19 protein-coding genes are annotated in these 23,208 nt (G+C 71.4%); 7 read left to right on the forward strand and 12 right to left on the reverse strand.

Features of this window, described 5'->3' with window-relative positions; translation table 11 throughout:
• Window positions 1–32: 32 nt before the first annotated feature.
• The 4 genes from infB to ABD883_RS13090 all read right to left on the reverse strand — a co-directional run bounded on the left by infB (window position 33) and on the right by ABD883_RS13090 (window position 4,873).
• Entirely contained in the window at window positions 33–2,843 is a 2,811-nt protein-coding gene (infB, locus tag ABD883_RS13075) for a translation initiation factor IF-2 (RefSeq protein ID WP_345032650.1), read from the reverse strand.
• Window positions 2,844–2,948: 105 nt separating this feature from the next.
• A complete protein-coding gene (locus ABD883_RS13080; RefSeq protein WP_345032652.1) occupies window positions 2,949–3,251 on the reverse strand; it encodes a YlxR family protein in 303 nt (100 codons plus the stop codon).
• 64 nt (window positions 3,252–3,315) lie between these two features.
• Window positions 3,316–4,278, reverse strand: coding sequence for a transcription termination factor NusA (gene nusA, locus ABD883_RS13085; protein ID WP_137320106.1), 963 nt, complete (start codon window positions 4,276–4,278; stop codon window positions 3,316–3,318).
• Window positions 4,279–4,408: 130 nt separating this feature from the next.
• Window positions 4,409–4,873, reverse strand: coding sequence for a ribosome maturation factor RimP (locus ABD883_RS13090; protein WP_345032654.1), 465 nt, complete (start codon window positions 4,871–4,873; stop codon window positions 4,409–4,411).
• Between the two features lie 66 nt (window positions 4,874–4,939).
• On the opposite strand from ABD883_RS13090, the gene ABD883_RS13095 reads away from it, so the two are divergent.
• Entirely contained in the window at window positions 4,940–6,013 is a 1,074-nt protein-coding gene (locus ABD883_RS13095; protein ID WP_345032656.1) for a hypothetical protein, read from the forward strand.
• A complete protein-coding gene (locus ABD883_RS13100; protein ID WP_345032867.1) occupies window positions 6,013–7,032 on the forward strand; it encodes an aminoglycoside phosphotransferase family protein in 1,020 nt (339 codons plus the stop codon). Before ABD883_RS13095 ends, ABD883_RS13100 begins: the two co-directional genes overlap by 1 nt.
• 10 nt (window positions 7,033–7,042) lie before the next feature.
• On the opposite strand, the gene ABD883_RS13105 is transcribed toward ABD883_RS13100, so the two are convergent.
• On the reverse strand, window positions 7,043–7,834 hold the full coding sequence (locus ABD883_RS13105; RefSeq protein WP_295689272.1) for a TSUP family transporter: 792 nt from the start codon (window positions 7,832–7,834) through the stop codon (window positions 7,043–7,045).
• Window positions 7,831–9,657 (reverse strand): proline--tRNA ligase, encoded by a 1,827-nt coding sequence (locus ABD883_RS13110; protein ID WP_137320110.1) that lies wholly within the window; start codon window positions 9,655–9,657, stop codon window positions 7,831–7,833. Before ABD883_RS13110 ends, ABD883_RS13105 begins: the two co-directional genes overlap by 4 nt.
• Before the next feature lie 402 nt (window positions 9,658–10,059).
• Between ABD883_RS13110 and ABD883_RS13115 the strand changes: the two genes are divergently transcribed.
• The gene (locus tag ABD883_RS13115; RefSeq protein WP_345032660.1) at window positions 10,060–11,370 is read left to right on the forward strand and encodes a CaiB/BaiF CoA transferase family protein; all 1,311 of its coding nucleotides are present in this window, start codon (window positions 10,060–10,062) and stop codon (window positions 11,368–11,370) included.
• A complete protein-coding gene (locus ABD883_RS13120; RefSeq protein WP_345032662.1) occupies window positions 11,367–12,323 on the forward strand; it encodes a beta/alpha barrel domain-containing protein in 957 nt (318 codons plus the stop codon). Before ABD883_RS13115 ends, ABD883_RS13120 begins: the two co-directional genes overlap by 4 nt.
• Before the next feature lie 168 nt (window positions 12,324–12,491).
• Here ABD883_RS13120 and ABD883_RS13125 read toward each other — a convergent pair whose 3' ends face one another.
• Window positions 12,492–14,294, reverse strand: a complete 1,803-nt coding sequence (locus ABD883_RS13125) for an HNH endonuclease signature motif containing protein (RefSeq protein ID WP_345032664.1) — start codon at window positions 14,292–14,294, stop codon at window positions 12,492–12,494.
• 404 nt (window positions 14,295–14,698) lie between these two features.
• On the opposite strand from ABD883_RS13125, the gene ABD883_RS13130 reads away from it, so the two are divergent.
• Window positions 14,699–15,622 carry a carbon-nitrogen hydrolase family protein gene (locus ABD883_RS13130; RefSeq protein ID WP_295689262.1) on the forward strand — a complete coding sequence of 308 codons (924 nt, stop codon included), beginning with the start codon at window positions 14,699–14,701 and terminating at the stop codon, window positions 15,620–15,622.
• 37 nt (window positions 15,623–15,659) lie between these two features.
• Here the strand turns inward: ABD883_RS13130 and ABD883_RS13135 are convergent, their stop codons facing one another.
• Entirely contained in the window at window positions 15,660–16,160 is a 501-nt protein-coding gene (locus tag ABD883_RS13135) for a DUF1990 family protein (RefSeq protein WP_345032666.1), read from the reverse strand.
• A 169-nt stretch (window positions 16,161–16,329) separates the two neighbouring features.
• Between ABD883_RS13135 and ABD883_RS13140 the strand changes: the two genes are divergently transcribed.
• On the forward strand, window positions 16,330–16,770 hold the full coding sequence (locus ABD883_RS13140) for an RNA-binding S4 domain-containing protein (protein ID WP_137320115.1): 441 nt from the start codon (window positions 16,330–16,332) through the stop codon (window positions 16,768–16,770).
• 73 nt (window positions 16,771–16,843) lie between these two features.
• Here ABD883_RS13140 and ABD883_RS13145 read toward each other — a convergent pair whose 3' ends face one another.
• The 4 genes from ABD883_RS13145 to dxr form a co-directional block, all read right to left on the reverse strand.
• Window positions 16,844–17,719 (reverse strand): GNAT family N-acetyltransferase, encoded by an 876-nt coding sequence (locus ABD883_RS13145; protein WP_345032668.1) that lies wholly within the window; start codon window positions 17,717–17,719, stop codon window positions 16,844–16,846.
• The gene (gene ispG / locus ABD883_RS13150; RefSeq protein WP_345032670.1) at window positions 17,719–18,867 is read right to left on the reverse strand and encodes a flavodoxin-dependent (E)-4-hydroxy-3-methylbut-2-enyl-diphosphate synthase; all 1,149 of its coding nucleotides are present in this window, start codon (window positions 18,865–18,867) and stop codon (window positions 17,719–17,721) included. The genes ABD883_RS13145 and ispG overlap by 1 nt, the downstream gene beginning before the upstream one ends.
• Before the next feature lie 166 nt (window positions 18,868–19,033).
• Window positions 19,034–20,536, reverse strand: coding sequence for a M50 family metallopeptidase (locus tag ABD883_RS13155; protein ID WP_345032672.1), 1,503 nt, complete (start codon window positions 20,534–20,536; stop codon window positions 19,034–19,036).
• Window positions 20,533–21,780: a 1-deoxy-D-xylulose-5-phosphate reductoisomerase gene (dxr, locus tag ABD883_RS13160; RefSeq protein ID WP_345032674.1), complete on the reverse strand. Its 1,248-nt coding sequence runs from the start codon at window positions 21,778–21,780 to the stop codon at window positions 20,533–20,535. The genes ABD883_RS13155 and dxr overlap by 4 nt, the downstream gene beginning before the upstream one ends.
• Before the next feature lie 108 nt (window positions 21,781–21,888).
• Here dxr and ABD883_RS13165 point away from each other — a divergent pair, with 108 nt between their 5' ends.
• The gene (locus ABD883_RS13165; RefSeq protein ID WP_137320121.1) at window positions 21,889–23,085 is read left to right on the forward strand and encodes an acyl-CoA dehydrogenase family protein; all 1,197 of its coding nucleotides are present in this window, start codon (window positions 21,889–21,891) and stop codon (window positions 23,083–23,085) included.
• Window positions 23,086–23,208 lie beyond the last annotated feature (123 nt).

Genomic DNA, 23,208 nt, shown 5'->3' on the forward strand with positions numbered 1-23,208 from the left:
CCGTGCGCGGATCGGTCGGAGCGGGCGCGAGGTCAGTCGCGCGGCTTCTCCTGCATCTCGAAGGTCTCGATGAGATCTCCGTCGCGGATGTCGTTGAACTTGCCCAGGCCGATACCGCACTCGTAGCCCTCGCGGACCTCGGTCGCATCGTCCTTGAACCGCCGCAGCGACTCGATGGACAGGTTGTCCCCGACGACCACGCCGTCCCGGGTGACCCGGGCGGTGGCGTTGCGCTTGATGATGCCGTCGCGCACGATGCAGCCGGCGATATTGCCGAACTTCGACGAGCGGAAGATCTCGCGGATCTCCGCCGAACCGGTGTGCACCTCCTCGAACGTGGGCTTGAGCATGCCCTTGAGCGAGTTCTCGATGTCGTCGATCGCGTCGTAGATCACCGAGTAGTAGCGGACGTCGACGCCCTCGCGCTCGGCGGCGTCGCGGGCCTTGGCCTCGGGACGCACGTTGAAGCCGATGACGATCGCGTTGTCGACGGTGGCGAGGTTGATGTCGTTCTCCGTGATCGCACCGACGCCGCGGTGGATGATCCGGAGGTCGACCTCGTCGCCGACGTCGATCTTGAGCAGCGAGTCCTCGAGCGCCTCGACGGCACCGGACACGTCGCCCTTGAGGATGAGGTTGAGCATGTCGACCTTGCCCTCTTCGAGCGCCTTGGCGAAGTCCTCGAGGCTGATCCGCTTGCGGCCGCGGGCCTGAGCGGCGTTGCGCTCGATGGCATCGCGCTTCTCCGCGATCTGCCGGGCCGTGCGGTCGTCGTCGGTGGACAGGAAGGTGTCACCGGCGCGCGGCACGCTGGAGAGGCCGAGCACCTGCACGGGACGGGACGGGCCCGCCTCGTCGAGCTGCTCGCCGTTCTCGTCGAACATCGCGCGGACGCGGCCGAAGGCCGTGCCGCAGACGATCGCATCACCCTGACGCAGGGTGCCGGACTCGATGAGCACGCTCGCGACCGCACCGCGGCCCTTGTCGAGCTTCGCCTCGATCGCGATGCCGCGCGCGGACTTGTCCGGGTTGGCCTTGAGATCGAGGGCGGCGTCGGTGGTGAGCAGGACGGCCTCGAGCAGGTCCTCGATGCCGGTGCCCTTGAGCGCCGAGATCGGGACGAACATCGTGTCGCCGCCGTACTCCTCGGAGACGAGGTTGTACTCGGTGAGCTGCTGCATGACCTTGGCCGGGTTCGCCCCGTCCTTGTCGACCTTGTTCACCGCGACCACGATCGGCACGTCGGCCGCCTGGGCGTGGTTGAGGGCCTCGATGGTCTGCGGCATCACGCCGTCGTCGGCCGCGACCACGAGGATCGCGACGTCGGTGGCCTTCGCACCGCGGGCACGCATGGCGGTGAACGCCTCGTGGCCCGGGGTGTCGAGGAAGGTGATGCGGCGTTCCTCGTCGTCGTGCTCCACGGCCACCTGGTAGGCGCCGATGTGCTGGGTGATGCCACCGGCCTCCTTCGAGGCGACGTTGGCCGACCGGATCGCGTCGAGCAGCTTGGTCTTGCCGTGGTCGACGTGACCCATGACGGTGACGACCGGCGGACGCGGCTGCTTGTCCTCGGCGTCCTCGGCTTCCTCCTCGGCCTCGAGGTCGATGTCGAAGCTCTCGAGCAGCTCGCGGTCCTCGTCCTCCGGGGACACGATCTGCACCTTGTAGCCGAGCTCCTCGCCGAGCACCTGGAAGGTGTCCTCGTCGAGGGACTGGGTGATCGTCGCCATCTCACCGAGGTGGAACAGCACCGTCACGAGATTCGTGGGATCGGTGTTGATCTTCTCCGCGAAGTCGGCGAGCGAGGAGCCGCGACGCAGGCGCAGCGGGGTGGTGCCGTCGCCGCGCGGGACCGAGACGCCGCCGACCGACGGAGCCTGCATCTGCTCGAGCTCCTGGCGCTTGGCGCGCTTGGACTTCCGTCCGCGAGCGCGACCGCCGCCGCGGCCGAACGCACCCTGCGTGCCGCCGCGACCCCGGCCGGAGCCGCGCGGGCCGCCGGGACGGCCGCCGGCGCGCGGAGGACCACCGGGTCCGCCGCCGGGTCCGCCGGGTCCGCCCCGACCGCCGCCGCGCGACGGGGCGGGCTTGGCGAGGGCGGAGTTCTTCAGCAGGCCCGGGTTGGGGCGCGGAGCACCCGGACGCGGGCCGGGCTTGGCACCGGGCTTCGGGCCGCCCGGACGGGGCGCACCCTCGACCGAGGGCTTGGGGCCGGGCTTGGCTCCGGGCTTGGGCATCCCCTGCGAGGGCGCGAAGGGATTGTTGCCGGGGCGGGCGCCGCCGCGCTTGCCGCCGGGTTTGGGCATCCCCTGCGAGGGCGCGAAGGGATTGTTGCCGGGACGGGCGCCGCCGCGGGGCTTGGAGGCCGGGCCACCGGGCTTCGGGGCGTCCTTGGCCGCCGGCTTCGGAGCGGGTGCGCCGGGCTTCGGCGCGGTCTTCGCCGCCGGGCTCGGGGCCAGGGCGGCGGGGCCGGGGGTCGCCGCCGGTGCAGGCTTCGACTTGGCCGGCTTCGCCTCGGCCGCGGGGGCAGCGGGTGCCGGCTTGGGTGCGGGCTTGGCGCCCGGGGCTCCGGGCTTCGGGCCGGACTTCGCTCCCGGCTTCTGGGTGCCGGGCTTCTGCGCCGCGGGCTTCTGGCCGGCCGGCTTCTGCTCTGCGGTCTTCTTCTCCGCAGAGGCGCCGTCGGCCTGGTCGCCGTAGGTCTCCTTGAGCTTGCGGACGACCGGTGCTTCGACGGTGGAGGATGCGGAACGGACGAATTCGCCCATGTTCTGCAGCTTCTCCAGGACGTCCTTGCTTGTTGTGCCGAGCTCCTTGGCGAGCTCATGGACACGGGGCTTTGCCACTTTTCTCCTGTCCGGGTTCCTTCCCGGACAGGGAGGAACCTCATTACCGGGTAGCAGTCATCTCACTGCTCACGACCGTCAGTGTGGGGTGTCATTTCTGAGCACTCACTGGTTGGTTTCCATCTGGTGTACCCGCTCTTCTGTCGAATGGTGGATCCAGCGCGGGATCTCCGGGGGCTCGATGCGAGCCACACGGAAGGCCCGCGCGAATGCATTCTTCTTCCGTGCCGCCTGCCAGCACTCCACCGTGGGGTGGATCCAAGCTCCCCGTCCGGGGAGCCTGCGGCGGACGTCGACGACGGCCTGCGGCGGATCGCCCCGCTGCACGGTGAGGCGCAGGAGGGCGGACTGCGGTCCGCGTCGTCTGCACGCAATGCACATCCGGGTGGGATCGACTGCGTGAGGCACGCCGACCAGTCTACATCACCGCCGGTGCCGGGCCGCACGACGCCCGGTTGCAGCCGCTCCCGGGTCACTCGGCGGCGACGATGTCGATCTTCCAGCCGGTGAGCTTGGCGGCGAGACGGGCGTTCTGCCCCTCCTTGCCGATCGCGAGCGAGAGCTGGTCGGCCGGAACGGTGGCGCGCGCCACCTTGAGCGCGCGGTCGAGCACCTCGACCGAGGAGGCCCGGGCCGGCGACAGCGCGTTGGCGACGAACTTCGCCGGGTCCTCGCTGTGGTCGACGATGTCGATCTTCTCCTGGCCGAGCTCGGCCATCACCGAGCGCACCCGGGATCCGAGCTCGCCGATGCACGAGCCCTTGGCGTTGACGCCGGGCACCGTGGCCCGCACCGCCATCTTGGTGCGGTGGCCGGCCTCGCGGGCCAACGCCACGATCTCCACGGTGCCGTCGGCGATCTCCGGGGATTCGTGGGCGAACAGCTTGCGCACGAGGTTCGGGTGCGAGCGGGACACGGTGATCGAGGGGCCCTTGAGCCCCTTGTGGACGTCGGTGACGTAGACGCGGATGCGGTTGCCGTGGGAGTACTGCTCGCCCGGCACCTGCTCGTGCGGGGGCAGCACCGCCTCGACCTCGCCGAGGTCGATCTGGATCATCCGCTCGTCGCGGCCCTGCTGGATGACACCGGAGACGATCTCTCCCTCGCGGTCGCGGAAGGAGCCGAGCACGGACTCGTCCTCCACATCGCGCAGCTGCTGGTGGATGATGTTCCGGGCGGCCATCGCCGCGATCCGGCCGAAGCCGTCGGGGGTGTCGTCGAACTCCCCCACCGGGGTGTCGTCGTTGTCGAACTCGACGGCCCAGATGACGACCTTGCCGGTCTTCGTGTCGAGCTCGGCGCGGGCATCGGGGTAGGAGCCCTCGGTCTTGAGGTAGGCATTGAGCAGGGCCCGCTCGATGAGTTCGACGAGCGTGTCGAAGGGGATCTCCTTCTCGCGCTCGATCAGTCGCAGGGCGCTGAGGTCAATGTCCATGATGATGTCCTCCGATCCGACAGCATCGGTTCTGCCCGGCTGTTCACTTGTCGAGTATGCAGGTGTGAGACCCCACCATAGTCGAACGGTCGCAGCGGCTGAACCGCCGCCGAGCCGGCTCGACGGCCTCTCAGCGGAAGCGGAGGACGACCTCGGCGTGCTCGATCTCGTCGAGCCCGAGGACGACGGTCTCCCCCGTCTTCTCCTCGCGCACGGTGACGGCGGCGTCGTCGACCTCGGCGAGCTCGCCGCGCAGGGTGCGGGCGGCCGTCCGCACATCGATGGCCCGACCGCGCACACGGCGGAAGTGGCGGGCCTCGCTGAGCGGGCGGGAGGCGCCCGGGGAGGTGACCTGGAGGTCGTAGGGGTGGTCGTTGAAGAGGGGCAGCTCGTCGATCTCCTCGGACACGATCCGGGTGGCGAGCGCGATGTGCTCGAGCGACACCGGGTCCGCGGTGTCCTCGGGCAGGTCGATCATCACGGTCAGGGTGCGGTGCCGGCCGGCGGCGACCGCCTTGACCTCCTCGACGACGAGTCCGGCGGCCGCGAGCGGGGCGGTGATGCGATCGATGACGGTCTGCTGGTCCTGCGCCATGTCCGGCCTCCTCATCTGCAGTGCTGCACGTCAATTCCCAGGGTAGTTCACGCTACGATTGGGCCCATGCACCTCCTCCCCGGACTCCCGCGCAGCCGTCGTGCCGTGCTGGGTCTGGGGCTCCTCGGGGCACTCGGCGGCCTCACCGCCTGCTCCCTGCGACTCGATGTGCCGCCGGACGTGCCGACCCCCGCCGCCCTCGACGCCCTGCGCAACGACGTGGCCCGGATGCTCGCCGCGACCGAGGCGCCCACCGGTGGCGGGGATCCCGCCGACCTCGACGCCCTGCGGGCCGCGGCCGGGCCCGAGTGGGCCCCGCCGAGCGAGCTCGTCACCCCCACCTCCTCCCCCACCCCGGAGTCCTACGGGTTCGCCGACGGTCTGAGCGCGGTCACCGAACTCGTCCTCGACCGCCTGCCCGAGGTGATCGGCGGCCCGGCCGGACAGGCCGACTCCGCCGGCGGGCGCGGCCTCGCCGCCCTCGTCGACATCGCCGTCGGAGCCGTGCTCGCGCTCGCGCCCGCAGACTCCGAGCGTGCCGCGGCGCTCGGCCGGCGCCTGGCCGCACTGCCGGAGAACGCCCCCGACCCCGCCGGCCCCGGAGCCGGGGCCGCTGCTCCCAGCGGCTCCGCGGACGCGGAGGATCCGGAGCCGGACGACGGAGGTCCCGAGCCGGACGGCGATCCGAGCGCCACGCCGGCGGCACCCGGGCTCGAGGGCTTCGTCCGCGCCTGCTACCAGGCCGCCTACGGGTACGAGCGCCTCGCGGTGTTGCACGACGCCGAGGACGCCTACGGGGAGTTCGCCCGCGCCCGGATCACCCGGCTCGACGATGCCGCGATCCAGGGCAACGAGCTGCGTGAGACCGCCGGGCTCGCCGCCGTCGGCAACGAGCCCGCCTGGCAGCTCGATCCTGCCCCCGTGGACGCCGAGTCGGCGCTGCGCACGGCCACCGCCGTGGAGGACCTCGTGGCCGCGGCCGCGCTCGGGCTGTTCGAGACCCCGGGTGCGGAGTACCTCGGCACCGCGCAGCTGTGGATGTCCGCCGACGCCCGTGCCCGGGCCGGGCAGCGGCAGCTCCTGCGCTACCGGATCACCGATGCGTCCACGGCCTCGCCGGCGGCAGGCGGGGGCGCGTGATGAAGATCCCCGAGGTGCTGTTCAACTCCGCCGCGGAGATCATCGGCGTGCCGCGGGCCCAGGCCTGGGCCGACGCGCTCGATCACATGGTGTTCGAGCTCCTCGACCGCTGGAAGCTCACCCCCGACCCGCTGCCCACCGCACCGTGGGCGGGAGCGGAGAGCCTGGTCATCCCCGTCCTCACGAAGGAGCGGTACCAGGCGGTGCTGCGCTTCGCGTGGCCGAACACCGACAACCCGCTCGTGCACGCGCAGGTGCTGCGCGCCCTGCAGGCCTGGGGCGGCCACGGGGCGGTGCGGGTGATCAGCGAGGACTCCTCCTTCCGAGCGACCCTGCAGGAGCGGCTGCGCACCTCGGTCAACCTGTCCGCGGAGCCGCTGGAGTCGGTGGCGCCGATCTGGGGGCAGCTCGCCCGCTCCCTCACGGTTCCCGCGCAGCCCGGGTTCGTGCGCGTCCAGGACATCGCGGCGGGCTGGCTCGAGAAGTTCCCCGCCGACGTCGGCCTCGTCACGGACTTCCCCGCGTTCACGCCGCAGGACCGCTACGTCCTCGACTCCGCCCGCGCGTGGATCGAGACGCTCGCCCGGTCGGAGGAGGCCTGGCTCATCCACGCCGACCTCCACTACTACAACATCCTCGCCGGCAACCCCGATCAGCACGGGGTGGCGACGTGGAAGGCGATCGACCCGCAGCCGCTGAGCGGGCCGACGGCGTACATGGTCGCCCCGGTGCTGTGGAACCGGCTGTTCGAGCTCCCCGGGGCGACGCCGGAGGATCAGGCGCGCTGGCTCCACGCCTTCGCCGGCCGGCTGTGCACCCATGCGGAGATCGACCCGGCGTACGGGACCGGTGCGGCGGTGGCGCGCGAGGTCGAGAACATGTTCTGGTACCTCCGCTCCGCCTACGGCGGGAACCGGAAGGCGTTCGGCGACGCCGCGCGCTCGCTGTGGGTGTGCCGGGCGCTGTGCGGTCTGCCGGTGCAGGGCATCGACGCCCACTCCCTCAAGCGCCTCGGCTGAGGACCCCGGCTCAGGGGCCGGTGAGGAAGTCGAACCCGAGCTTGAGGATGAGCGCCCCGACGACGACGAGGAACACGATGCGGACGAAGCCGCTGCCCCGGTCGAGCGCGGTGCGCGAGCCGAGCCGGCCGCCGATGATGTTGCCGAGGGCGAGCGCCAGTCCGTACTCCCAGACGACGTGGCCCTGCGGGATGAAGAAGGCGAGCGCGCCGACGTTCGTCGCGAAGTTGATGACCTTCGCCTGGGCCGAGGCGCGGAGGAAGCTCAGACCGATGATCGAGACGAAGGCGATGACGAGGAACGAGCCGGTGCCGGGGCCGAGCATCCCGTCGTAGATACCGACGATGCCGCCGATGAGCCACGAGTAGGCGTGGTACCGGCGACTGCGGTCGGAGTACCGGAGCACGGCCTCCGCACCGAGGCTCGGCTTGAGGAGGGTGAAGATCGCCACGAGCACGAGGGCTGCGAGGATGATCGGGGTGAACAGGTCCTCCGGGACCGAGGCGGCGAGCATCGCCCCGCCCACCGCACCGAGGAACGCGCACAGCGCGGCGGGCACGACCGCGGACAGGTCCGGCGGGATGCGCCGCATGTAGGTCGCGGCCGATACCGCGGTGCCGGCGATCGAGCCGACCTTGTTCGTCGCGACCGCGGCGAGCGGGGAGACACCGGGGACGAGCAGGAGGACGGGCAGCTGGATCAGCCCGCCGCCGCCGACCACCGCGTCGACCCACCCCGCCAGGAGACCCGCGGCGAACAGCGCCAGCAGGATGACGGGGAGGGAGACGGCGGCTTCGGTCACCGCCCCGTCCGGTGCGCGCCCACGGCCGCATACTGCTCGTCGATGAAGCGCACGATCTCCGTGACCGCCTCGGCGACGGCCAGGTCCCGGCTGTCGCCGGTGCGGCGGTCGCGCAGCTCGACGGTGCCGTCGGCCAGACCGCGGCCGACGACGAGCACGGTGGGCACGCCGAGCAGCTCGGCGTCGCCGAACTTCACACCCGGCGAGGTCTTGGGCCGGTCGTCGATGAGCACGCGCACGCCCTCGGCCTCGAGTGCGGCGGTGATCTCCTCGGCCTTCGCGAGGATCTCCTCGCCCTTGCCGGTGGCGACGATGTGGACGTCGGCGGGGGCGAGGTGCTGGGGCCAGATGAGTCCGCGCTCGTCGTGATTGCCCTCGGCGATGCACGCCATCACCCGGGTCACGCCGATGCCGTAGGAGCCCATGGTGACGACGGTGCGCTTGCCGTTCTCGTCGAGCACCGTGAGGTCGAGCGCCTCGGCGTAGCGGCGGCCGAGCTGGAAGATCTGCCCGATCTCCACGCCGCGGGCGAGCTCGAGGGGGCCGGAGCCGTCGGGGGCCGGGTCGCCGGCGCGCACCTCGGCGGCCTCGACGGTGCCGTCGGCGGTGAAGTCGCGGCCGTGGACGAGGTCGAAGACGTGGCGGCCGTGCTCGTTGGAGCCGGTGATCCAGCGCGAGCCCTGCGCCACCCGCGGGTCGAGCAGGTACTTGATGCCGGTCGACCCCTCGAGTCCGAGCACGGGCGCGTCGATGCTGGTGCCGGGGCCGATGTACCCGCGCACGAGGCCCGGGTGGGCGGCGAGGTCGGCCTCGGTGGCGGGCTCGACGGCGATCTCTCCGGCACCGAGCGCTCCGGAGCCGGCGGCGCGGTCGAGGTCGACCTCGCGGTCGCCGGGTAGCCCGATGACGACGATCTCGCGCTCGCCGTCGGGGTGGGTGATCGCGACGACGACGTTCTTCAGGGTGTCCGCGGCGGTCCACTCGCGGTCCTCGCGCGGGTGGTGCTCGTTCGCGGCGGCGACGAGGGTGGCGATCGTCGGGGTGTCGGGGGTGTCCTCGACGTGCGCGGCGGGCACGTGCGCGCAGTCGAGGGGCTCGGGCGTGGGGGTGGTGACGGCCTCGACGTTGGCGGTGTAGCCGCCGGGCGAGCGGACGAAAGTGTCCTCACCGACCTCGGACGGGTGGAGGAACTCCTCGGTCTCGGACCCGCCCATCGCCCCGGCGGTCGCCTTGACGGTGATGTACTCGAGCCCCAGCCGGTCGAAGATCCGGATGTAGGCCTGCCGCATGTTCTCGTAGGAGGCGGCCAGCCCGGCGTCGTCGATGTCGAAGGAGTAGGCGTCCTTCATGATGAATTCGCGGCCGCGCAGCACCCCGGCGCGCGGGCGCGCCTCGTCGCGGTACTTCGTCTGGATCTGGTAGATCGACAGCGGCAGGTCCTTGTACGAGGAGTACAGGTCCTTGACGAGGAGGGTGAAGACCTCTTCGTGGGTGGGGGCGAGGATGTAGTCGTTCTGGCGCCGGTCCTGGAGGCGGAACATGTCGTCGCCGTAGTCCACCCAGCGGCCGGTCGTCTTGTAGGGCTCGGCGGGCAGCAGCGCGGGGAAGTGGACCTCCTGGGAGCCGGCGGCGTTCATCTCCTCGCGGACGATCTCCTCGACGCGGCGCAGCACGGTGAGGCCGAGCGGCAGCCAGGTGTAGATGCCCGGGGCGGCGCGGCGGATGTACCCGGCGCGGTGCAGCAGCTTGTGGCTGGCGACCTCGGCGTCGACCGGGTCCTCCTTGAGGGTGCGCACGAACAGCGATGACATCCGCAGGGGCATGAAGGACTCTCCTCTAGGTCAGGGGCGACCGGTTCGGCAGGGGTGACCGGCTTCGACGATATCCTGGGACTGTACCACCGCGGGCGCGTGCGGCAGGGCCTGCAACGGGGTCCTCGGGCCGGGCCGGCGCGGGCGCGGGACCTTGGCCCGCGCGGCACCTGCGGAGCACCGGGTCGGGGCGTGTGAAGCACCGGGTCGGGGCCTGCGGAGCACCGGCCCAGGGTCTGAGGAGCACCGGGTCGGGGCCTGCGGAGCACGGGGTCGGGCTCGTGCGGGTGCCTCGCTGATTGAGACGCCCCGGTGCCGCGACGGCGCCTGTGCCACACTGCCGGTACCGTCTCATCGTCATCGTCGGCGCTCCTCGAGGAAGAGGCGTCGGCACTGCTGGTCCCGGGAGGATCCATGACCGATCATCCACGTCTGCCGCTCGCCGGAGTGCGGGTGCTCGAGCTGGGGAACTACATCGCCGCTCCCACAGCCGGGCGGATGCTCGCCGACTTCGGCGCCGGGGTCGTCAAGGTCGAGCGGCCGGGCACCGGCGACGAGCTGCGCAACTGGCGTCTCCAGCAGGGCACGACCTCGCTGCTCTATCGCACGATCAATCGCAACAAGAAGTCGGTCGCGCTCGACCTCCGCTCCCCAGCCGGGCTCGCCGCGGTCAAGGCGCTCGTCGCGGAATCCGACATCCTGCTCGAGAACTTCCGGCCGGGCACCCTCGAGAAGTGGGGTCTGGGTCCCGAGGTGCTCGACGAGCTCAACGACGAGCTCGTGCTCGTGCGGATCTCCGCGTTCGGTCAGACCGGCCCGCTGTCCGCCCGGCCCGGGTTCGCCGCCGTCGCCGAGGCGTACGGCGGCTTCCGCGAGCTCGTGGGCGATCCCGACCGGCCGCCGACGCGGGTCGGGGTGTCGATCGGGGATTCGATCGCCGGCATGCAGGCGGCGTTCGGCGCGTGCATGATGCTGTTCGACCGCGAGCGCCGGCGGGCACAGGCGAACGCGAAGTCCGATGAGCCGGATTCACCGCGCACGGTCGACGTCGCCCTCAACGAGGCGATGTTCTCCGTCATGGAATCGCTCGTGCCCGACTACTCCGCGTTCGGACGGCTGCGCACCCGCACCGGCGGGCGCACCGAGGGGATCGCGCCGTCGAACGCCTATGTGTGCGCGGAGGGGAAGTCGATCGTCATCGCCGGCAACGGCAACGGGATCTTCCGCCGCTACATGGAGGTCATCGGCCGGCCCGACCTCGCCGCCGACCCGGGGCTGGCCTCGAACGCGCAGCGCTGGGCGCGCCGGGACGAGCTCGACGCTGCGATCGGAGCCTGGACGGCGGAGCGCACCGTGGACGACGCGCTCGCCGCACTCGATGCCGCCGGCGTGCCGGCCGGGCCGATCTACACCGCCGAGGACATCCTCGCCGACGAGCAGTACCGGGCGCGGAACATGATCCAGCGCTTCGACGTCGACACCGGCGACGGGGTGCTGACCGATGTCGCGTTCCCCGGGATCACCCCGGTGATCGGCGGGACCTCGGTGGAGATCGATCACCTCGGTCCCGACCTCGGGGAGCACACACGCGAGGTGCTCGAGGCCGCCGGGGTCGATTCCGGGATGATCGCGGAGATCCTCGGCGGCGGCGGGGCCGACAGTGCGGCCGGCAGTGAGGACGATGGAGCACGGAGAACGTCAGGAGCAGAGGGAGGACGACCATGACCGAGGACACCACCAGCATCCGTCCCGGTGCGCACCCGACCGCGCGGCTGCGCGACGTCACGCTGCGCGACGGCCTGCAGCTCACCGGTGGGCTCCTCGAGACCGAGGTCAAGGTCGACCTCATCCGGGAGCTGCTCGCGCTCGGCGTGCCGGAGCTCGAGATCGGCTCGCTCGCCCGGCCGGACCTCGTCCCGCCGATGGCGAACACGCTCGAGGTCGTCGCCGCGCTCAGGCCGGAGGAGCTGCGCAGCTGCTGGCTGTGGGTGGCGACACCGCGCCACGTCGAGCGCGCGGTCTCGGCCGGCGTGACCCGCCTGCAGTACTGCCTGTCGGTGTCCGATGCGCACAACCGGGCGAACATCGGACGCTCGACCGAGGACTCGATGGCCGCGCTCCCCCGCGCCCTCGACATCGCCGCCGAGGCGGGTGCGGAGCTGCAGCTGTGCTTGGCGACGTCGTTCACCTGCCCCTTCGACGGGCCGGTCGATCCGCGGCGCACACTCGCGCTCGTGGCCGATCCGCGCGCGGCCCGGTGCAGCGAGACCGTCATCGCCGACACCCTGGGGCAGGCCGATCCGGCTCAGGTGGCGCTTCTCGTGGCGGGGGCCGCACGGCTGCGGCCGCATGCCGGCGTCGTCTTCCACGGCCACGACACCTGGGGGCTGGGCGTGGCGAACACACTGGCGGCGATCACGGCGGGCGCGACCTCGGTCGACGGTGCGCTCGGCGGTCTGGGCGGGTGCCCGTTCGCGCCGGGGGCCTCGGGGAACACCTCGAGCGAGGACATCCTGTTCGCGACGAAGCCCGACTGGCTCACCACGGAGCGGTTCGCCCGGATCGTCGAGCTCGGTGAGGACCTCACCGCACGCCTCGGCGAGCGCAACGCCTCGAAGGCGGCACAGGGCGCCCGCTCGACCGCGCATGCCTTCCCGTGGGTGATCAGCGGGTCCTGACCAGGCGAGTGTGACCAGCTGATCTCGATCACCTGTCGATCGGCATTCCGTGACCCCGCGCGCGACCGGGCGAGCGTGACCAGGTGATGCTATAGCCCCACCTGCACCTGGCCGACCGCAGTTCGCGGGATCCGACCCCATCGGCGGCTCGGCGACCGATCGCACCTCTCAGAACGGCGGCGGGTCGTCGTCCGCATGGGTCCACAGCGCATCGTCAGCGCCGCTGCGACAGGTCCACGGATCGGGCGGCCCAGCGGGCCGCGGACGGCCGCGATCAGCAGCACTGTCGGGCGAACGATCAGGCCCGGAGCAGAATCGGTGATCATCCGGTCCGGCCTGGTCACCGGGATCCATCGGTCCCGCGCGGTCTCCGGGATCTGCTGGGCCGGCACGGTCGTCAGGGTTCTCCGGTCCGGCGCGGCCGCTCGGGTCCGGCAGTCCGAGGACGCGGAGCATCTCGCGGGCCGCAGCCCGGTCGATGATGCGCTCGGCGGCGCGGACCTCGGCGGTGATGCCGTGGGGGAACTCCCACCGTTTCATCCCTCCCGGGCCGGCGTGGAGCGTGAGCATCCGCTTGGTCTTCATCAGGTGGTGCGCCCTGCACAGGGGGTGGAGATTCTCCAGGTCGGTGCGGCCGCCGGCCGCCGGATCCGCATGATCGAACGGGATCGCGTGGTCGGCGTCGCAGGTCTCGGCCCGCCGGGCGCATCCGGGCGCGGTGCACCACATCCACTTCTCGTTCATCGTCATCCGGGTGCCCTTGGGGATCACGTAGGAGCGAGCGGCTTCGTCGCAGACGGCGCCGGAGACGGGGTCGGTGAGGATCCGGTAGAACGTCGAGCTCCGGGACGCGAACCGCTGGGCCATCTCCGCCGGAACTGGCCCGCCGTCCGACCAATGGCCGGGCAGCTCGGCGTGTCCGGTGAGGCTGAGGAATGGGACCGTGACGACGACGGTCGCCTGTCGGCGCAGCCATTCCTGGTTCGTCGGGCAGGTGATGACGACACGGCTCGGGTCAGCGGACGCGCTGCCCGGTCCCGAGGCCGGATCCGGATCGACCGGTGGTGCAGCGTCGCGCGCATCAGCCGCACCACCGGCGGTTCGGATGAGTGCATCGACGAGCTCGCCGGCGTCGGTTCCAGTGGCGGGGTCGCCGCGGCCGAAGTCGACGGGGTTGAGGACTTCGACCTCGGTGCCGGGCGCGAGCGTGCTCATGAGGTCGAACATCAGCTGCGGCACCGTGCGGTCGTCGATGATCACCGATCCCGGCGGGAGCTGCTCGCCGAAGGTGCCGGTCTGCGCCCGCGCGATCGCCCGGGCGGTGGCCTCGAGCCGCCGGTGCAGGGCGTAGAGCGGTTCGAGCGGGCCGGTCAGCAGGAGCTTCCCCTCGGAGGGATCGCTGCGCCAGAACTCGACGCGCCGGCGGATGTGGACGTCTTCGGCCCGGTCGTCATTGTCGGTGAGCAGGCGGATGAGATCGTTGACCGCTCGGCAGTACGACTTCCACGACAGATCGGGTCGCAGCTCCGCGATCCCGGCGTCGAGCTCGGCGAGCGCGGCATCCCCCAGGCGATGCGCGCGCCGCGCCGCGTACTGCAGCCGGTCGAAGCACATGGTCCCGGTCTCCACGAGCGCACGGGTGCGATGGAGGCTGAAACAGGCGATGAGTGCGTCTCGGGCGGTCGAGTAGGCGCGCGTGATCGTGGAATCGAGCACGGCGGCGAGGCAGGTGAGGTGCTCCCCTGTCATCCGTTCGAGGACCCATTTCGACGTGGACATGGGCTCCGCGGCGAGTTCGGGCGCCGGTTCGGGCTCGAGGTCGAGGCACTCCTCGACGACGGTGTCCGCGATGAGGCGCATCCGCGCGAGCATGAGCCGATCGTAGGCGGGCAGCGAGTCCTGCAGACGCAGCAGCGCCGGGACTCCGTCCGGCGCTCGTGCGCCTGCGGGGTCGGTTCTCGTCGCGGTCATCGGCCTGTTCGCCTCCTCTCCGTGCCTCGACTGCACCGGTCCTCGTCCAGCGGTCCAGCGACTGCGAACCGGTGCCGTCTGCTCCACCCGCTCCGACCGGTTCGATCGAACGTGCTCCGGGTCCCGCCGAGCGGTGGTGCTTCCGTGATTCCACGCTATCGAGAGGCACGGACACGGAGCGGGTCAAATCAGCAGAAAAACCGCGTTATCCACAACCCGTTCGAAAATAAGTTGAATATTCTCTCCTGTGTTCCATCGATTGTGGACGAACCCGAGGTGCACCTCGGCCCTTCCCCGCACGTCCGGGTGCCGGTGACTGCACCGGTGATGGCACGATGGCAGGAGGACACCGGCACCCGCCGGTCACCCACCGCACTCGACACCACACGATCCGAGGAGTCACCATGACCCGAGTCGCCGTCGTCCAGACCGGTTCCATCCCCTTCGACAGCGCCGCCACCACGGCGAAGATCTGCAGTCTGATCGACGACGCGGCACGGGCCGGGGCGGAGCTCGCGGTGTTCCCGGAAGCCACCCTCGGGACCTATCCGAAGGGTCTGACCTTCGGCGCCCCGGTGGGCCGGCGCACCGATGCCGGCCGCGACGAGTACCAGCGGTACTTCGACAACGCCGTCGCCCTCGACGGCCCCGAGCTCGAGGAGATCGCGGAGGCCGCCCGCCGCACGGGAGTGTTCACGGTGCTGGGGATCATCGAGCGCCTCGGCCAGACGCTCTACTGCACCGCCGTCCACATCGACGCCGAGCACGGCATCGTCGGCCACCACCGCAAGCTCATGCCCACCGGGTCCGAGCGCCTGATCTGGGGATTCGGCGACGGGTCGACCCTGCCGGTCGTCGACTCCCCCGCCGGCAGGACCGGCGCGGTGATCTGCTGGGAGAACTACATGCCGCTGCTCCGGCAGGCGATGTACGCCCAGGGCGTCGAGATCTACTGCGCTCCGACGGTCGACGATCGCGACACCTGGCAGCACACCATGGCCCACATCGCGATGGAGGGCCGCTGCTTCGTCCTCTCCGCGTGCCAGGCGATCCGCGCGGAGGACTTCGGGGACGACTACGCGAGCGTGCTCGAGCCGAACGAGGCCGGCTGGCTGATCCGCGGCGGCTCGGCGATCTACGGCCCCACCGGCGAACTGCTCGCCGGCCCCGTCTACGACGAGGAGACGATCCTCACCGCCGAGGTCGACGTCACCGCCCGCTCCCGCACCACCTACGACTTCGACCCGGTCGGGCACTACTCCCGGCCCGACGTCTTCGAACTCACCGTCGACACCCGACCCCGGCCCGGCGTCGAGTTCACCGGCTGAGCGGGGCCGCGCCCCTGCGCGAGCCGAGTCGTCCCGGTCAGCCCGGCCGGCGCAGGGCGGCGCGGTAGCGGCGGCGCACCACCTGCTGGGCGACGAGCAGTGCCGGGTACAGCGGCCGCCAGAACCCGGCCGGGGCGGGCCGGGTGAGGGAGCGGATCGTCAGCCGCACCTCGGGTCCGGTCCGGTGGACGATGAACGCCTCCTCGCCGTCGAGCGGATGGCCGGGGCGGGTGCGGTAGGCGAAGCCCACCCGATCCGCCGCGCGGACGACCTCGACCACCTCGACCGGTTCGACAACCGTGATCCCGAGCAGGCCGGCGGTGACCGTCGGGCGTGCGCCGACGACCGCCTCGGCGGCGGGCGCCACCCGGAACCCGCTGCGCGTCTTCACGGTCCAGCGGAGGACCTCGGTGCTCGCACGGTCCCACATCGCCTGGCCGCGCCCGATGACCGAGGTGGACTCGTGGGCGCGCAGGCCTCGCGGCGGTGTCCAGTCGATGAGGGCGGGTGCGGTGAGGCTCACCGGTGGTGGAGTCATGCACCCAGTCTCTCAACTCCGCGGACGCATCCGCCCCTTCCGAGTCTGCCGCGGGCTGCCGGTGGGCTGCCAGGCATCCGCATCACTGCCGGCGCGGGGACGGCCGGCCGGGCCGCCCCATGCCGCTCCGAGCTGTCCTCGGCTCTGCGGAGAACCGTAGACTCGACCCATGCCCGAACCCCGTTTCGACTCCAGCGAATCCCAGCGCATCGACGTCTGGCTGTGGGCCGTGCGGATGTTCCGGACCCGGTCGGCGGCGACCACGGCGTGTCGGGGCGGGCACGTGCAGCTCGACGGCCAGCGGGTCAAGGCCTCGCAGAAGGTGCGGATCGGTCAGGAGGTCCGGGTGCGTCGCACCGGATTCGAGAAGATCCTCCGCATCACCGCCCTCCTCGACACGCGCGGCGGGGCGCCGATCGCCCAGCAGTGCTACGAGGACCTCACGCCCCCGCCGGATCCGACCCTGCGCGGATGGGTGCCGCGCCGCGACAAGGGCACCGGGCGGCCGACGAAGAAGGACCGGCGCGCGCTCGAGGCCCTGCGCGGACGGGACCGGTCCGGCGCCGAGGCGCCCGGTGAGTTCCGCTTCGACCCGCGGGAGGACGACTGACGCTGCTGTCGCGTGAGATTGCGATGGTTCGCGGAATCGTTCCCAGGAACCTTCGAGAATTGCACTCCGGGATTCAGTAGATGATCGTGGCGAACCGGCCGCGCTGGGAGTAGCCGGCGGCGGCGTAGGTGCGCAGCGCCGGGGCGTTGAAGGCGTTGACGTAGAGGCTGACGACGGGCGCCACGGTGCGCCGGACGTGGCCCGTGACGGCGACCATGCCGGGCGCGGCGAGCCCGCGGCCGCGGAACGCCGGATGCACCCACACCCCTTGGATCTGCACCGCCGTGTCCGAGCGGATGCCGATGTCGGCCTTGAACACGACCTGCCGCGCGGAGTTCTGCGCCGGCCAGCGGGGCAGCGGCTCGCCGTCCGGCCCGCGCTCGGCGGTGTAGAGCAGGGTGGAGCCGCTGGCGAGGTTCGAGCGGACCTTGCTCAGGTACCCCGCGGACCCGTTCTCCACCGGGGAGAACCCGACCTCCTCGGTGAACATCTCGACGGCCGCCGCGTAGGCCTCGCTGACGTCCTCGAGGTCCCCGACCCGCACCTCGGCGGCGGGTGCCACGCGGGGCTGCCGGTCGGCGACCATGAACGGCTGGTCAGCGCGCACGCTGCGGGCCGGGCCCCAGCGCAGGCGCCGCTGGAGGTCGATGACCGGCCGGTGGTCGCCGATGATCGAACAGGCGAAGCGGCCGCGCGAGTTGAGCATGTCGGCGACGAGCGCGTTGGTGCGCGGGGTCGCGCCGAGCGAGATGATGCTGCCGCCGATCCAGTAGGCGGCGACCGGCTCGTCCCCGTCGAACACCCCGTACAGGGTCCCGGACGGGGACGACACCTGCGCGCTGCGGGTGAGCTCGAGCAGACTGGCGAGGAACACGTGATGGGCGGGGTCGGCCTCGGTGAGCCTGCTCAACCAGTCGGTGTGCTCGTGGCCGAGCCGGGCCAGCCGCATCAGCCGACGACCACCTCGGCCGGACCCGACGGAGCCTCCATCTTTTCGGCGATGCGCATGGCCTCTTCGATGAGGGTCTCGACGATCTCGGACTCCGGCACCGTCTTGATGACCTCGCCCTTGACGAAGATCTGCCCCTTGCCGTTGCCGCTGGCCACGCCGAGGTCGGCTTCGCGCGCCTCACCGGGCCCGTTGACCACGCATCCCATGACTGCCACCCGGAGCGGCACCTCCATGCCCTCGAGACCGGCGGTGACCTTGTCGGCGAGCGTGTAGACGTCGACCTGGGCGCGGCCGCACGAGGGGCACGACACGATCTCGAGCTTCCGCGGGCGCAGGTTGAGGGATTCGAGGATCTGGTTGCCGACCTTGATCTCCTCGACGGGCGGGGCGGACAGGGAGACGCGGATGGTGTCGCCGATCCCCTGGCTCAGCAGCGCGCCGAACGCGGTGGCGGACTTGATCGTGCCCTGGAACGCGGGCCCGGCCTCTGTCACGCCGAGGTGCAGCGGCCAGTCGCCGGCCTCGGCGAGCAGCTCGTAGGCGCGCACCATGACGACCGGGTCGTTGTGCTTCACCGAGATCTTGAAGTCGTGGAAGTCGTGCTCCTCGAACAGGGAGGCCTCCCACACCGCCGACTCGACGAGCGCCTCCGGCGTGGCCTTGCCGTACTTCTCCATGATCCGCTTGTCGAGGGAGCCGGCGTTGACGCCGATCCGGATCGACACGCCCGCATCCGCGGCGGCCCGGGAGATCTCCTTGACCTGATCGTCGAACTTGCGGATGTTGCCCGGGTTGACGCGGACCGCCGCGCAGCCGGCGTCGATCGCGGCGTACACGTACTTGGGCTGGAAGTGGATGTCGGCGATGACCGGGATCTGGCTCTTCGCCGCGATCGCCGGCAGGGCCTCGGCGTCGTCCGCGCTCGGGCAGGCGACGCGCACGATGTCGCAGCCGGCCGCGGTGAGCTCCGCGATCTGCTGGAGGGTGGCGTTGATGTCGGTGGTCTTCGTCGTCGTCATCGACTGGACGCTCACCGGGGATTCGGACCCCACGCCCACCGAGCCGACCTTGATCTGGCGGGTCTGCCGGCGAGGTGCGAGCACCGGGGGCGGAGCGGCGGGCATTCCGAGGTTGACCGAGGTCACGAGTTTCCCTTCGACGGCTGCAGTGCGCCCGAACGTGGGCGCATGACACTGCTCCCATCGTAGCCGCCGCGATTGCAGGGAACCTGAACGGCGGAGGTCGCGCAGATCACAGGACAGGAGGCGTCGCCCGCTCCCGGCCGCGCCCGAGGAGGCCGGGGAGGAGCAGCTAGCCGAACAGGATGACCGGTTTGACGATGTCGACGTAAAGGAGCAGCGCGGTCATGCACAGGAGCACCCCGACGACGACATAGGTCAGCGGCAGCAGGCGGGCGGTGTCGAAGGGGCCGATGATTCCCCGTCTGCGTGCGAGGTTGATCCGGCGCCGGGCGCCCTCGTAGAGCGCGACGGCGATGTGTCCGCCGTCGAGCGGGAGCAGCGGCACCATGTTGAACGCGAAGAGGAAGAGGTTGAGGGAGCCCAGGAGCGACAGCCCGACCTGTGCCTTCTCGACGACCTCGAGCTGCTCGGTGCTCACGATCTCGCCGGCCACGCGGCCCACTCCGACCATGCCGATCGGCCCCTCCGGGTCGCGCTCGGCGTCGCTGAAGGCGACCCCGCCGATCTCGACGAGCTTCTCCGGCAGGGTGAAGAGCGCGGTGAAGGTCTGGCCGATCATGCCGGCCATCTCGCCGGGGAATTCGGCGAGCGCCATCGGACGGCGCTCCTGTGTGGGGCTCACGCCGAGGAAGCCGGTGGTCTCCGTGGCCGGGGTGCCGGTCTCGTCGACGATCGGGGCACCGGATTCGTCGAGGACGGGGCGCTCGGTGGCGATGATCGGCACCTCGATGTCGGACTGGTGGCCGTCGCGCATGACGCGGACCGGCACGGTGTCCCCTGCGGAGGCGCGGACCGCCGCGGACAGCTCCTCCCACGACTGCGTGGCCTCCCCGTCGATCGCGACGATCACGTCGCCGGGCTTGATGCCGACCTCCCAGGCCGGAGTGAGCGGATCGCCCTCGCGGCAGGTGCTGCGCTCCTCGGCGGGGCGCTTCGCCGCCTCCGAGGCGGGCACTGCGCACTCGACGACGGTCGCCACCGTGGTCGTCGGCTGGACGACGCCGAACCCCAGCATCACGACCGCCATGATGAGGATGCCGAGGACGAGGTTGACCGCCGGGCCGCCGAACATCACGACGAGGCGCTTGGGGACGGACAGCGCGTAGAAGGTGCGGCGCTCCTCGCCGGGTCCGATCTCCTGGTTGGAGAACTCGCGGGCGTCGGCCATGCTCCGCTCGAACAGCCGACCGCGGCGCCGGCGCTCCCGGCGCGGCGGGTCCTCCGCGGTGAGCACTGAGCCGGGATGCGCGGAGGCGCCTGCCCCGGTCTCCCCGGAGCCCTCGGCGCTCGCCCTGAGGCGGGCGTCGGCGGTGACGATCTCCTCGGCGTCGTCGGCCGCGCCCAGCTGCTCGGCGCGGGCGCTCGTCGCCTCGAGCGGCGGGTACATGCCGGGCATCGCGATGAAGCCGCCGAGCGGGAACGCCTTGATCCCGTACTCGGTCTCCCCGCGCCGGCGCGAGAACAGGGTGGGGCCGAAGCCGACCATGTAGTGGGTGACCTTGACCCCGAACCGCTTGGCGGGGATGAGGTGGCCGAGCTCGTGGAGCGCGATCGAGAGGCTGATCCCGACGATGAAGAGGACGACACCGAGGGCGTAGAGCAGCGGCGTCATCGGACGGTGCGCATCTGCTCGGCCCCGGCCTGGGCGATCCAGTCCCGGGCGTGGTCCCGGGCACGGGAGTCGGCGGCGAGCACGGAGTCCACGGTGAGCACGTCGGCGGCCGCGGGTGCGTCCCCGGAGAGCGCGTCGAGCGCGGCGGCGATCCCGGCCGAGATCTGCGGGAACGTCACCCGGCCGGCGTGGAAGGCCTCGACGAGCACCTCGTTCGCGGCGTTGTACACCGCCGGGGCGGTGTGCCCGAGGCGGCCGGCGCGGTAAGCGAGGTCGAGGGCCGGGAACGCGGCGGAGTCGACGGGTTCGAAGGTCCAGGAGGTGGGCGTCGTCCAGTCGCTGGGCGCGGTCGCGCCCGGGACGCGGCGGGTCGTGCCGTCGGTGCCGGTGCCGAGCGCGTAGGCGATGGGCAGGCGCATGTCCGGCGGCGACACCTGGGCGAGCGTCGAGCCGTCGATGTACTCGACCATCGAGTGGATCTGGGACTGCGGGTGGACGACGACGTCGATCCGGTCGTAGTCGATGCCGAACAGCAGGTGGGCCTCGATGACCTCGAGGCCCTTGTTGACGAGCGTCGCGGAGTTCGTGGTGATGACGGTGCCCATGTTCCACGTCGGGTGGACGAGCGCCTGAGCGGGGGTGACGGATTCGAGCTCGGCGGGGCTCATACCGCGGAAGGGCCCGCCCGAAGCGGTGATGACGAGGCGCTCGACCTCGCCGGCCCGGCCGGCGCGCAGGGCCTGGGCGATCGCGGAGTGCTCGCTGTCGACCGGGATGAGCCGGGCCCCGGAGCGTGCGGCGGCGTCGAGCACGACCGGGCCGCCGACGATGAGCGACTCCTTGTTCGCAAGCGCGACGTCCGTGCCGGCCTCGAGCGCGGCGAGCGTGCTGCGCAGACCCACGGCACCGGTGACGGCGTTGAGCACGACGTCGGCGTCCGCGGCGGCGATCCGCTCGCTCGCCTCGGGCCCGAGCTCGATCGCTTCGACCCGGTCGGGCAGGCCCTGGCGGGCGGCCTCGTGGGCGAGCATGTCCCGGATCGTCGCCTCGCCGGCGTCCCCGGGGTCGGCGAGTCCGATCCGGCGCGCGCCGAGGCGCACCGCCTGCTCGACGAGGAGCGCGCGGTTCGACCCGGCGGCCAGCGAGCTCACCGCGAACCGGTCCGGGTTCGCGGTGACGACGTCGATGGCCTGGGTGCCCACGGACCCTGTGGTCCCGATTACACTGATAGTACGAACGCTCACGCTGACCGATGATGTCACTGAATCCTTAGAGGACAGTGAAGTCCCTGCGTCATGCATGTCGTGCGCCGAGCGTGTTCCGCCCCGATCGTCGAACAGAAGGACCCCGTGATGAGCACAGTGCAGACCCCCGATCAGATCCTCGGCATCGATTCCGTCTTCTCCAAGGAGGATCGCGAGTTCGCCGGTGTCCTCCGCAAGTGGCTCGATGAGAACGTGCGCGACAAGATCGGCGACTACTACCTCGAGGGGACCATCCCGGCCCGCGAGCTCGCCGAGGGCCTGGGCGAGCTCGGTGTGCTCGGGATGCACCTCGAGGGCTACGGCTGCGCCGGCACCACCGCCACCCAGTACGGGCTGGCGTGCCGCGAGCTCGAGGCGATCGACTCCGGTCTGCGCTCGCTCGTGAGCGTGCAGGGCTCGCTCGCGATGTTCGCCATCCACCACTGGGGCTCCGAGGACCAGAAGAACGAGTGGCTGCCGCAGATGGCCGCCGGCAAGGCGATCGGCTGCTTCGGCCTCACCGAGCCCGACGTCGGCTCCGATCCGGCGGGCATGAAGACCACGGCGAAGAAGGACGGCAGCGACTGGGTGCTCAACGGCGCCAAGATGTGGATCACCAACTCCCCGGTGTCCGACGTCATGGTCGTGTGGGCGAAGACCGAGGAGCTCGACGACAAGGGCAAGAACATCGTCCGCGGGTTCGTCATCCCGACGAACACCCCCGGCGTCGAGGTGCCCAAGATCCAGCGCAAGCTCTCGCTGCGCGCCTCGATCACCGGTGAGATCGTGCTCGACAACGTGCGCCTGCCGGAATCCGCGATGCTGCCGAAGGCCAAGGGCCTGCGCGGTCCGCTGTCCTGCCTGTCCGAGGCGCGGTTCGGGATCGTGTTCGGCGTCACCGGCGCCGCCCGCGACGCCCTCCAGTCCGCGATCGAGTACACCGGCACCCGCATCCAGTTCGAGCGCCCGCTGTCCTCGTTCCAGATCACCCAGCAGAAGCTCGCGAAGGCGCTCGGCCAGTACTCGCAGATCACTCTGCTCGCCAAGCACATCGGCGAGCTCAAGGACACCGTCGGCGTGCGCCCGGAGCAGATCAGCCTCGGCAAGATGGTCACCGTGGACACCGCGATGAACATCTGCCGCGACCTCCGCGCGCTGTTCGGCGGCTCGGGCATCACGAGCGAGTACCCGCCGCTGCGCCACGCGATCAACCTCGAGACCGTCCTCACCTACGAGGGCACGCACGAGGTCCACCAGCTCACGCTGGGTCGCGCGATGACCGGGATCAACGCCTTCGCGAACTGATCCGCGGCTCGCACCGCGCGCACCCGCCCAGCGCTGATCCGCACCTGCGGACCAGCACTCGCACCGCACCCGACCGGGGCGTCGACCTCCGGGTCGGCGCCCCGGCCCGGTCCCCACCACCCG

The organism is Brevibacterium pityocampae (genome assembly GCF_039541555.1).
In the GTDB taxonomy this organism is placed as follows: Bacteria; Actinomycetota; Actinomycetes; order Actinomycetales; family Brevibacteriaceae; genus Brevibacterium; species Brevibacterium pityocampae.